At 67.1% G+C, this 11,681-nt stretch carries 11 protein-coding genes; 9 read left to right on the top strand and 2 right to left on the bottom strand.

What is annotated here, in order from left to right; all coding sequences use genetic code 11:
* Positions 1-10 precede the first annotated feature (10 nt).
* Genes gmd through U858_RS0126120 form a run of 9 tightly spaced genes read left to right on the top strand, consistent with a single transcriptional unit; the run spans position 11 to position 9,507 of the window.
* A complete protein-coding gene (gene gmd, locus U858_RS0126160; RefSeq protein WP_025140082.1) occupies positions 11-1,120 on the top strand; it encodes a GDP-mannose 4,6-dehydratase in 1,110 nt (369 codons plus the stop codon).
* 6 nt (positions 1,121-1,126) lie between these two features.
* Positions 1,127-2,080, top strand: coding sequence for a GDP-L-fucose synthase (locus U858_RS0126155; RefSeq protein WP_025140081.1), 954 nt, complete (start codon positions 1,127-1,129; stop codon positions 2,078-2,080).
* Between the two features lie 31 nt (positions 2,081-2,111).
* A complete protein-coding gene (locus U858_RS0126150) occupies positions 2,112-3,428 on the top strand; it encodes a lipopolysaccharide biosynthesis protein (protein WP_025140080.1) in 1,317 nt (438 codons plus the stop codon).
* Positions 3,429-3,448: 20 nt separating this feature from the next.
* Complete coding sequence (locus U858_RS0126145) at positions 3,449-4,351, top strand: glycosyltransferase family 2 protein (protein ID WP_025140079.1); 903 nt, start codon at positions 3,449-3,451, stop codon at positions 4,349-4,351.
* 26 nt (positions 4,352-4,377) lie between these two features.
* Positions 4,378-5,670, top strand: coding sequence for an O-antigen ligase family protein (locus U858_RS0126140; RefSeq protein ID WP_025140078.1), 1,293 nt, complete (start codon positions 4,378-4,380; stop codon positions 5,668-5,670).
* Positions 5,663-6,802, top strand: coding sequence for a glycosyltransferase (locus U858_RS0126135; protein WP_025140077.1), 1,140 nt, complete (start codon positions 5,663-5,665; stop codon positions 6,800-6,802). Before U858_RS0126140 ends, U858_RS0126135 begins: the two co-directional genes overlap by 8 nt.
* A gap of 13 nt (positions 6,803-6,815) precedes the next feature.
* Positions 6,816-7,703 (top strand): glycosyltransferase family 2 protein, encoded by an 888-nt coding sequence (locus U858_RS0126130; RefSeq protein ID WP_025140076.1) that lies wholly within the window; start codon positions 6,816-6,818, stop codon positions 7,701-7,703.
* Positions 7,700-8,260 (top strand): putative colanic acid biosynthesis acetyltransferase, encoded by a 561-nt coding sequence (locus tag U858_RS0126125; RefSeq protein WP_025140075.1) that lies wholly within the window; start codon positions 7,700-7,702, stop codon positions 8,258-8,260. The genes U858_RS0126130 and U858_RS0126125 overlap by 4 nt, the downstream gene beginning before the upstream one ends.
* Positions 8,257-9,507 carry a glycosyltransferase WbuB gene (locus tag U858_RS0126120; protein ID WP_025140074.1) on the top strand — a complete coding sequence of 417 codons (1,251 nt, stop codon included), beginning with the start codon at positions 8,257-8,259 and terminating at the stop codon, positions 9,505-9,507. The genes U858_RS0126125 and U858_RS0126120 overlap by 4 nt, the downstream gene beginning before the upstream one ends.
* On the opposite strand, the gene U858_RS0126115 is transcribed toward U858_RS0126120, so the two are convergent.
* The gene (locus U858_RS0126115; protein WP_025140073.1) at positions 9,485-10,159 is read right to left on the bottom strand and encodes a response regulator transcription factor; all 675 of its coding nucleotides are present in this window, start codon (positions 10,157-10,159) and stop codon (positions 9,485-9,487) included. The two genes, U858_RS0126120 and U858_RS0126115, sit on opposite strands and share 23 nt — an antisense overlap.
* A gap of 346 nt (positions 10,160-10,505) precedes the next feature.
* The gene (locus tag U858_RS0126110; RefSeq protein WP_025140072.1) at positions 10,506-11,255 is read right to left on the bottom strand and encodes a response regulator transcription factor; all 750 of its coding nucleotides are present in this window, start codon (positions 11,253-11,255) and stop codon (positions 10,506-10,508) included.
* Positions 11,256-11,681 lie beyond the last annotated feature (426 nt).

Genomic DNA, 11,681 nt, shown 5'->3' with positions numbered 1-11,681 from the left:
GGATAAAACCATGCCAAAACGGGCACTGATTACCGGCGTTACTGGGCAAGACGGCGCATACCTGGCGGAGTTCCTGCTGGCCAAGGGCTATGAAGTCCATGGCATCAAGCGGCGCGCCTCGCTGTTCAACACCGCGCGCATCGACCACCTGTACCAGGACCCCCACGACCAGCCGCGCAACTTCGTGCTGCACCATGGCGACATGACGGACTCGTGCAGCCTGATCCGTATCGTGCAGTCGGTGCAACCCGACGAGATCTACAACCTGGCCGCGCAGAGCCACGTGGGGGTGTCGTTCGAAGAGCCTGAGTACACCGCCAACGCCGACGGCCTGGGCACGCTGCGCCTGCTGGAGGCGATCCGCATCCTGAAGCTGGAAGACAAGGCCCGCTTCTACCAGGCATCGACGTCGGAGCTGTACGGCCTGGTGCAGGAAACGCCGCAGAAGGAAACCACTCCCTTCTATCCGCGCAGCCCCTACGCCGCGGCCAAGCTGTACGCCTACTGGATCAGCGTGAACTACCGCGAAGCCTACGGCATGTATGCCTGCAACGGCATTCTGTTCAACCACGAATCGCCCAAGCGCGGCGAAACCTTCGTGACCCGCAAGATCACCCGCGGCCTGGCGCGCATCGTGCTGGGGCTGCAGGAATGCCTGTACCTGGGCAACCTGTCGGCGCTGCGAGACTGGGGCCACGCCCGCGACTACGTCGAGATGCAGTGGCTGATGCTGCAGCAGGACACGCCGGAAGACTATGTGATTGCCACCGGCATGCAGTACAGCGTGCGCGAATTCATCAATACGGCGGCGCGCGAGCTGGGCATCCTGCTGGCCTGGGAAGGCGAAGGCCTGGAAGAGACGGCGACGGTGCTGTTCAGCCCGGTGCACGACATCAAGCCCGGCCAGGTCATCGTGCGCGTCGACCCGCGCTACTTCCGCCCGACCGAGGTCGAGACCCTGCTGGGCGACCCGACCAAGGCGCGCGAAAAGCTGGGCTGGTCGCCCCGCACCACCTTCGCGCAGCTGGTCAAGGAAATGGTCGAGAGCGATCTGAAGGACGCCCGGCGCGATGCGCTGGTGGAGCAGAACGGCTACGAAATCTACGCCTACAAGGAGTAGTGCGCCATGACCAACCTGGACCAACGCGTGTTCGTGGCGGGCCACCGCGGCATGGTGGGGGCCGCGCTGGTGCGCGAGCTGCAGCGGCGCGGCTACCGCAACGTGCTGACGCGCAGCCACACCGAGCTGGACCTGGAAAACCAGAACCAGGTGCACCGCTTCTTTTCCACCACCCCGGTGGACGTGGTGTACCTGGCCGCGGCCAAGGTCGGCGGCATCCTGGCCAACCAGAACCATCCGGTGGACTTCCTGTACCACAACCTGATGATCCAGTGCAACGTGATCCGGGCCGCGTACGCGGCCGGGGTGCGCAAGCTGCTGTTCCTGGGGTCCTCGTGCATCTATCCGCGCGAGGCGTCCCAGCCGATCCGCGAAGACGCGCTGCTGACCGGTCCGCTGGAAGCGACCAACGAGCCCTACGCCATCGCCAAGATCGCCGGCCTGAAGCTGTGCGAGGCCTACCAGCGCGAGCATGGCGCCCGCTTCATCTGCGCCATGCCGACCAACCTGTACGGCCCGCATGACAACTACGACCTGCACAGCAGCCACGTGCTGCCTGCACTGATCCGCAAGTTCCATGAAGGCCGCGAGGCCAGCCAGGACAGCGTGACGCTGTGGGGCACCGGCACGCCGCTGCGCGAATTCCTGTACGTCGACGACCTGGCGCAGGCCTGCCTGATGCTGATGGAATCGCCGTCCGCCGAGGGCATCTACAACATCGGCGCCGGGCAGGACCTGTCCATCGCCGACCTGGCCCGGGTGGTGGCGCAGGTGGTGGGCTTTCAGGGCGCCGTCGTGTACGACACCAGCAAGCCCGACGGCACGCCGCGCAAGCTGCTGGATTCGTCGCGGGTGCGGGCGCTGGGCTGGAAGCCCGAAATTTCGCTGCACCACGGCGTGACGCTGGCCTACGGCCATTTCCTGCGCGAGCAGGCCGGCCAACCGCTGCCCGTGGCCTAAGGCCGATCAACAACCGACAACAGGCTATCCGATGGTCCGATTCATCAGGAAGCACATCGCCGGCAATGCCTCGTTCTGGGGGCTGGTGGAATACGGCATCGGCCCGGTCGCGGCGCTGGTGGCCCTGCCCTTGCTGTTTCGCCAGCTGGGCACGGTGGGCTTCGGCCAGTATTCCATGATCATCGCGCTGGCCGGCTTCGGCAACGCCGCCAACCTGGGCGCCGCGGTCACCGCCACCAAGCTGGTGTCCGAACGCATGCACGAACCGGGCGGCGCGCTGCGCGCGGCCGGCGTAGCCATGTCGCTGATCGGCTGCGCGCTGGGCGTGGTGACGCTGGTGGCCATGGTGCTGTGGCTGGCGGTGGACCTGGGCTGGCCGGCGGCCACCTTCGGCGGCGTGGCGGTGACGCTGCTGGCGATGCCCGCGCTGGCGATCTACCTGACCCAGCAGTATGACCAGTTGATGTCCGGCTGCCTGAAAGGCCGGGAAGACTTTCGCGCCACGGCGCTGTGCGAGGTCGTCAGCCGCAGCGGCACGATGGCGCTGGCCTGCGCCACGGCGTGGCTGACCGCCTCGCCCACCTGGACCGGGCTGGCCCAGGCCGTGGGGCTGCTGCTGGCCGGCTCCGTGAAGATGCGCGTGTTCGCCCGCCGCTATGGCCGCGTGCTGGTGCGCCCGGTGCGCGACCGCGGCGCCATGGCCGATGCCTTCCGGTTTTCGCGCTGGTCGTGGCTGAACAGCCTGAGCGCGCTGGCCTTCGGCTCGGTCGACCGGGTGCTGGTGGGCAGCCTGATGGGGCCGGCGGCGCTGGCGATCTACACCGTCGGCGTACAGGTGGGCCAGATGATCCACACCGCGTCGGTGGCGATCTTCCAGAAGGCCATGCCGCGCGTCAGCCGCCTGTCGGTGTCGCCGCCCTACCCCGGCGCGGCCGAGGCCGAAATCCGCCGCATGATGCTGTGGAACCTGGCGTTGTCGGCCAGCGCCACGCTGGCGGTGCTGGCCGTCAGCCAGCCGCTGCTGGACCTGCTGCTGGGCGACGCCGTGGCCCACGGCCATCTGGGCACCTTCCGCCTGCTGATCGTGGCGTCGGGCCTGCTGTCGCTGAACGCGGCCGCGCATTTCTCGCTGCTCGGGCTGGGCAATTCCCGCGCGGTGGCCATTCTCAATGGCCTGGGCGGCCTGGCCATGCTGTGCGTCATGGCGGGCCTGGTCCAGGCCGCCGGAGAACATGCCGCGGCCTGGGGCCGCATGGCTTACGCGGCGATCACGCTGGCCGGCGTGGCCCTCGCCATCCGTCAATCCCGACCAGACTATCCGGGCGCATTGCCTGCGGCCACCCGGTAGCCATCATGTTGAGGTCTTATATGCGCAAGCGTAACAACGAGTTTTCGCGTCAGCTCATCGACTTCGTCAGCGAGCTGCGCCCGCCCGCGCCGATCGCCGGGGGCCTGTTGCCCAAGGTGACCATCGTGACGCCCTCGTTCAACCAGGCCCGCTTTCTGGAACGCACCATCATCTCGGTGCTGAACCAGGGCTATCCGCGCCTGGAATACATCATCATCGATGGCGGCTCCACCGACGGCAGCGTGGACATCATCCGCAAATACGAGCGCTACCTGACCTATTGGGAAAGCGCGCCGGACCGCGGCCAGTCGCATGCCATCAACAAGGGCTTCGAACGCGCCACGGGCGACTATGTCGGCTGGCAGAATTCCGACGACCTGTATTACCCGGGCGCCCTGCGCAAGCTGGGCGCCGCGGCCGCCAAGGGCCGCGCGCCGATCGTCAGCGGCAACCTGTTCGTGGCCGATGCCAACAACCGCATCTTCCGCAAGATCCACTACACCCCCGTCAACCGCGGCACGCTGACGGTGGTGAAGGCGTCGATTCCGAACCAGGCCGCCATCTTCCGCCGCGACCTCTTGCGCAAGCACGGGTTGCTGCAGGAAAGCATGCGCTACTGCATGGACCTGGAACTCTGGAGCCGGCTGCTGCGCGACGGCAAGAACCTGATCGTGCCCGACGCGATGGGCGTCTACACGACGCACGACGAAACCAAGACCGCGCTGATGCAGGACGTGCTGCTGGAAGAACGTTCGCAGATCGTGGACCGCATCCGCCGCACCGAACCCGGCCTGGGCAAGCTGTTCGAACTGTCGTGCCGCGCGTCCAAGGTGGCCGCCCACGCCCGCCAGGGTGATCTGTCGTACCTGTTCGAGAAGCTGACCACCAAGCTGTTGGGACGCGACGACTGGGCCGCGCATTGACGCCTGCCACCCGCCATGGAGACGCCATGCAACCGCACCGCCGCCTTTCCACCTTGCATCTGCTGGGGCTGTTCGCGTTCACCGCGCTGGCCCTGAACGATGACCGCTTCATCCTGGGCGTGGGCAGCTTCAAGCTGTCGCCCTTTGACGTGCTGTTCGTGGCCATCGTGTTCGTCAAGATGCTGCGGCTGGCGGACCCCGGCGCCTACGCCTTGCCGCGCGGCGCGCTGGGCATGCTGCTGGGCTTGCAGACCCTGTCGGTGATCTACCTGCTGCTGGTGTCGTTGCACCATCCTGGCATCGAGACCGGCGACGTGGCCCGCGACCTGCGCATCGTCTTCTACTTCCTGTGCACGCCGTTCCTTTGCTACAAGGACATCGACAGCCCCGCAGCCTACGCGGTGCTGCAGAAGTACATCGTGGCGGCCTGCCTGGCGGTTGCCACGCTGATGCTGCTGGAACAGCTGCAAGGCTTCAACGTCGCCAATCCGCTGCGCAACGTACGGCTGGGCGTGTGGGCGATTCCGTTCGGCGTGGTGTCGCTGCTGTACTTTCGCAAGACGTTGAACGTGACGGGGCCCAAGGCCTACATGTTGACGCTGTACATGCTGCTGGCGCTGGTGTTTTCGCTGAACCGCAGCCAGTACCTGCAATTGGCGGTGTCCGTGCTGCTGGCCATGATGCTGGCGTCCGGGTCGGACATCCGGCGCCGCGTGGTGATGATCTTCGCGCCGGCCGCGGTGGCCGGGCTGCTGGTGTTCGCCAGTATCGGCTACCTCGATGTCCTGACCAATCGCGTCTTCAGCGTCGAGCGCCTGGATGAGGATTCCAGCTACGGCGCCCGCATCCAGGAGATGCAGGGCCAGATGGATTCGTTCGCCGAAAGCCCGGTGTTCGGCAAGGGCGCGGGCTTTCGCAGCTGGGTCATGGGCGAGAACGGCTTCGAGCTCAGCACCTTCGCCCACAATTCCTGGGCCTTCTACCTGATGAAGTTCGGCATCGTCGGCACCATCATGATCATGCTGCCGCCGCTGTTGATCCTGCTGCTGACGCTGTTCCCGCGCTATGCGCATCCCGGGCTGGAGCTGCACCGGCGCTACCTGCTGGCCACCGCGCCGATGTACATCTTCGTCGACTCGCTCTCCGGCGGCCTGGCGTATGCGCCCAAGACCGCCTTCACCGGTTTCCTGCTGTGCTATTGCCTGTCGCTGATGCGCAATGCCCGCGCGATGCCCGTGCCGCGGCCCGCCGCCGTGGTTCCCAGCCCTCGCCCGGACGCCGAGCGTCGGGCGCTACCGCGAGTCATGCCCCATGCCTGATGTCCTGTTCGTGGCGCCCGATCTGCACGGCGGCGTCGGAAGATGCGTTGCCTTCATCGCCGATGCCCTGCCCCAGCGCGGCGTGCCGGCCGCGCTGTTCCTGCTGCGTTCGCGCAACCGCGAATACCCGGTCGCCAATCCGCGGGTGACGCGGGCGCTGCCGGTGCTGGAATCGCCCAGCGCGCTGCGGCTGCAGCTGCCGCTCGCGTTTGCGCGCCTGGTCGCGCAGATCCGGCGCGACAAGCCCGCGGTGGTGTGTTCGCATGGGCTGTTGTGCAACATGCTGGTGGTGCTGGCCAAGAAGGTGCTGCGTGGCCAGTTCGCGACCGTCGCCTTCGAACACAGCAGCCCGGCCATTCATTACGGCGCCTCGCGCATGCGGCGCCTGAAGTGCTGGCTGGTCAGCCAGACCTACCGCCGCCATGACGCCGTGGTCGGCGTGTCGCGCGGGGTCAAGGAAGACCTGGTCAGCATGTTCCCGCCGCTGCGCGGCAAGGTGCGCACGATCTACAACGGCGTGCCGCTGGAAGACGTGCGCGAGCAAAGCGCCGCCTGGCCCGGGCCGACGCCGCCCGACGGCGCGGCAGCACCGTACCACGTGGTCGCGGTGGGGCGCCTGGAAGCCGTCAAGGACTACGCGACCCTGATCGACGCGGCCGCCCTGCTGGACGACCCGGGCATCCGGTTCACCATCCTGGGCGAAGGGTCCGAGCACGCGGCGCTGCAAAAGCGCATCGACGCCCGCGCATCGCGCAGCCCGGTGACGCTGGCCGGCCATATCGACAACCCCTTTCCCGTGATCGCCGGCGCCGGCGCCTTTGCCCTGACCTCGCTGCGCGAGAGCTTCGGCAACGTGCTGGTCGAAGCCCTGTGCCTGGGCGTGCCGGTGATTTCCACCGATTGCCCGCATGGCCCGGCCGAGATCCTGGACTCGGGCCGCTATGGCCTGCTGGTGCCGGTCGGCGACGCGGCGGCCCTGGCCGCGGCGGTGCGCCGTCTGGCCTACGACGGCGAGATGCGCGAACGGCTGGCCGCCCAAGGCCCCGAGCGCGCCGACGCCTTTTCACTCGAACGGCATTGCCACGATGTCATCGCGCTGTTCCAGCCGCTGCTGCGGCGCGGCGCGCCCTGAACAGGAAAGCACCATGTCCAAGATACCGGTATCCGTCGTCGTCATGACGAAGAACGAGGAACGCAACATCGCCAAGTGCCTGAAGGCGCTGGCCGACTTCGACGAAGTCTTCGTGGTTGACTCCAACAGCACCGACGCCACCTGCGCCATGGCCACGGCGCTGGGCGCCAAGGTGTCCAATTTCCAGTGGAACGGCAAGTACCCCAAGAAAAAGCAATGGTGCCTGGAACAGCTGCCCTTCAGCCATCCCGTGGTGCTGTACGTGGACGCCGACGAGGAAATGACGCCGGTGCTGGCCGACGAGATCCGCGCCGCGTTGCCACGCTTCGCGGCCGGCGCAGGCGGCGCCTTCGTGCCGTTCGACTACGTGTTCTGCGGCAAGAAGCTGCTGCACGGCCACCGCGTCTACAAGCTGGCGCTGCTGGCCCGCGACCGGTCCCGCTTCCTGGACTACGACGACCTGGACGTGGCCCACATGTGGGAGGTCGAAGGCCACTACCAGCCCCAGGTGCAGGGCGACACCTTCGCGCTGCGTGCCCGCATGGTGCACAACGACCACGATTCGCTCTACCACTACTTCGACAAGCACAACCGCTATTCCGACTGGGAAGCCAACCTGCGCATCAAGGGCCTGATGAACGACCCGCGCGAGGCCAACGTGGGCGCGCGCGCATTGCTCAAGCGCGTCTTCCAGGCCATGCCGTTCAAGGCGCCCATTTCGTTCCTGCACTCCTACGTGCTGCGGCTGGGTTTCCTGGACGGGCGCGCGGGCTTTGACTATGCCGTGGCCCGCGCCATGTATTACTGGCAGATCCGCATCAAGACCGAAGAGATCCGCAAGGCCCGCCAGGCCGATGCCGGGCAGGCACGCAGCGACGCCCTGCCGGGAGCCGCCAAATGAGCACGCTGCAACGGCTGGACCAGTTCGCGCTCGCGCCCGGCCAACGCGGCCGCTCAGCGCTGACCGTGCAGCTGTGGTGGCTGGTGCAGGGGTCCCTGTTCCGCTGGTCGCCGCAGGTGGCCTATGGTTTTCGCCGCTGGCTGCTGCGCCGCTTTGGCGCGCGGGTGGGCAAGAAGGTGCTGATCCGCCCCAGCGCCACGGTGACCTACCCCTGGAAGGTGGACATCGGCGACTACGCCTGGATCGGAGACGATGCGGTGATATACAGCCTGGGCCCCGTCCACATCGGCGCGCACGCCGTGGTGTCGCAGCGCAGCTACCTGTGCGCCGCCGACCACGACGCGGCGCAGCCCGACTTTCCGCTGCGCGAGCGCGCCGTGCGCATCGAGGATGGCGCCTGGGTCGCCACCGACGTGTTCGTCGGCCCCGGCGTCACCATCGGCCGCGAAGCCGTGGTGGGCGCGCGCAGTTCGGTGTTTCGCAGCCTGCCGCCCGCCATGGTGTGCCACGGCAACCCCTGCCGGCCCGTCAGGCCCCGCGTGGCGCCGCCGGCATGAAAATCCTTCTGTACGGCATCAACTACGCGCCGGAGCTCACCGGCATCGGCAAATACAGCGCCGAGCTGGCCGAATGGCTGGCCGCCCGCGGCCACGAGGTCAGCGTGGTCACCGCGCCGCCCTACTATCCGCAATGGCAGGTGCACGAAGGCTATCGCGCCGGCCGCTACCGCAAGGAAACGCGTGCCGGCGTCACGGTGCGGCGCGCCCCGCTGTGGGTGCCCAAGCGGCCCGGCGGCGCCAAGCGCCTGCTGCACCTGGCCAGCTTCGCGCTGTCCAGCCTGCCCTCACTGCTGCGCGCCGCGGCCGGTCGGCCCGACCTGATCGTGGTGGTCGAACCCGCCCTGTTCTGCGCGCCCGCCGCGTGGCTGGCGGCGCGGCTGTGCGGCGCCAAGGCCTGGCTGCACATCCAGGATTACGAAGTCGATGCGGCGTTCGACCTGGGCCTGCTCAAAGGCGCCGGGCTGCGCGCCGCGGTGCTGCGCGCCGAACGCTGGCTGATGCGGCGCTTCGACCGGGTCTCGACCATCTCCAGCCGCATGCTGGACCTGGCGCTGTACAAGGGTGTGGACCCCGATCGCGCGGTGCTGCTGCCCAACTGGATCGACGTCAACGCCATCACCCCCGACGCCGCCCACCACCTGCGCGCCGAACTGGGCATTCCCGCCGACGCCGTGGTGGCGCTGTATTCGGGCAACATGGGCGGCAAACAGGGCCTGGGCACGCTGGCGCAGGTCGCGCGGCTGCTTGAGCAGGAAGACAGGCTCTGGTTCGTCTTTTGCGGCCAGGGTCCCGAAAAAGCCCCGCTGCAAGCCCAATGCGAGGGCCTGGCGCGCGTGCGCTTCCTGGACCTGCAGCCGGCCGACCGGCTGGGCGCCCTGCTGAACACGGCCGATATCCATCTGCTGCCGCAGCGCGCCGGCGCGGCCGACCTGGTCATGCCGTCGAAGTTGACCGGCATGCTGGCCAGCGGCCGCCCAGTCGTCTGCGGCGCGGCGCGCGGCACCGAACTGGCCGGGGTGGTGGCGCGCTGCGGGCTGGTCACCCCGCCCGAAGACGCCCCCGCCATGGCCGAGGCCGTGCGCAAGCTGGCCTGCAATGGGCAGATCCGCGAAACGCTGGGCGTCGCCGCGCGCCGTTATGCGCTGGACCACCTGCATGTGGATGCGGTGCTGGCGGCGGCCGAACGCGAGTTCGCCGCCGTGGCCGGCGGCCCCGCCCGCCTCATTCCACGTCGCCGCCCTTGACCCCGCCCGGCAGCGCGGGCGCGCTGCCGCTGCGCACCAGTCCCATCTGCACCGCAATGTAGGCCGCCTCGGCCTGGTTGCGCGCATTCAGCTTCCAGTACAGCGTGCGGGCATGGCTCTTGACGGTGGCCACCGAAATGCCCACCTGCTGGCCGATCTCGCGCATGGTCTTGCCCTGCACCAACAGTTGCAGGATCTCTTCCTGGCGCTGGGTCAGTTCACGCAGTTCCTGTAGCGGCGCCGTCGATGACGCCATTGGCCGGCCACTGGGCTGGGGATAGCATTCGCCGCCCGCCAGCACCAGGCTCACGGCCGCGGCCAGCGCATCCGGGCTGGATGCCTTGGGCAGGTAGCCCGCCACGCCTGCGCGGGCGCAGGCGGCCATCACGTGCGGGTCCAGCACCGAATACAGCACCAGCACCAGGCGCGGCATGAACAGCGCCATGGCTTGTGAGAGCAGCCCGATGTCCGGCTCGGCCACGCCGCTGCAACCGACCACCAGCAACTCCACGGGCCGGTTGATAGAGCTGGACATATTAAGGAGGTGGGCTGGCGAAATGGCCAGGATTTCCTCGGCGTTCCGGACACGTTCCAGCACATGCTGGATGGCGACACGAAGCAGAGCGTAGTCTTCGATTAGAACGGTTGTCATCCCGGGGGGAACCTTGTGACGCGGAGCCCAGACACGGTTCCCATGACCAGGCTGCGCCACGCTGCAACGGCGGTTCTAGCGCGTTGCCAGACTCACGGGAATCTCGTCCACTGCGTGGCATCGCTCTGGCGGGCATTGTGATTCGCCATCTCAACCCATGCTTGCGGACACAACCCATGCTATCAGCGGCTACGTTCGCTGAATCTCGTGCAGGAGGATGATTGGAGGAGGAAGGCCGCGGCACGGCGACCGCCGATGCTGCGTTGGATGCCCTAGGCGGGATGGCCGGGTGCAGAAAGATAGCGGGCGGCCGGCTGCCGGGCCGGGGTGCCGATACGCCCTAGTGCTATCCGAGCTTGCGTCCGTAAAGCTGACCGGCATCCACGTCGCGGCCGTTCGGTTCATGCCACTCCAGCGTCGCGCCGCGTTGCAAGGCCGCGTAGACCGCTTCGCCCTTGTTCTTGACGTGCAGGCGCTGGTACAGCGTGCAGGCATGCGTCTTGGCCGTTGCGACCGAGATGTTGAGCATGCGGCTGACGGTCTTGATGGGATAGCCTCTGGCCAGCAGCACCAGCACCTCGTATTGGCGCGGCGTGATCTGCAGCAGTTGCGCTCCCGCGCTCATCGGCATCGAACCCCTGGCGGCGCCATCATCCAGCTCGCGCGTCGGCAATGCGCAAGCCGCCTGCGCCGGTGCTTGCAGCGCCTGTTCGCTGGGAAAGCACTGCCCGCCCGCCATGACCAGGCGGATGGCCGCTTCCAGGATCTCGACCGAAGCCGTCTTCATCAGGCAGCCATAGACGCTGGCGCCCGGCAACCCCTGCACCGGCATCGGCAACGGCATGACATCCGTCAGCAGCAGGATCCGCTTCGGGCTAAGCACCCGCTGGATCTCGTGCAACGTGCTCCAGGCCTCTTCGTTGTCTACCGGCAAGCCGTAGATCAACAGGTCTGCGCCGGCATGCGCGCCATCCGCCTTGGAGACGTCGGCGAGCCCCATCCCTTCGATTTCCCACACATCATCCAACTTGCTCAGAATCTGCCATAACCCCAGCCGCAAGAGCGGGTGGGCTTCAATCAGGACCATCTTGGCCATGGTGTCCTCCTGGTTGTTCAACAGGCCTAGAAGGGATCTTCGCTGTGCTGAAGACTTGTTTTTTTTCCTGCCCCGCGGGGGTGGTCCGCGTATCCCGGAATATCTAATGAAGCCGCACCGGGTCGTTTGGGCTGGGAGACTTTCGTAGCCAACATAACGGATGGCATGAAACCAATCTTATGGTTCGAAATTGGCAAAATCAAGACGCTTCGACTCGATATAATCCGACAAAAACAGAAATCATTCGTTAGCCTTAATCAGCCTCGTAAATCAGGATGAGACGGCCCCATCATCCTTTCATCCGCTAGGGTTTTCACCCCCCTTGCCCATGGGCCGGGCGGCCGTCTCCCTCTGGGGAACAGCCATAAAGGCGGGGTGTGGGGCTTGAATTCAGGCGGGTGAAAGACGGCTGCAAGCGCCGGTGGC

Origin of the sequence: Achromobacter sp. DH1f (genome assembly GCF_000633435.1) — a bacterium.
Lineage (GTDB): Bacteria > Pseudomonadota > Gammaproteobacteria > Burkholderiales > Burkholderiaceae_B > Achromobacter > Achromobacter deleyi.
Note: the sequence above shows the minus strand (reverse complement) of the source record. Positions and strands in the feature narration are given on the sequence as shown.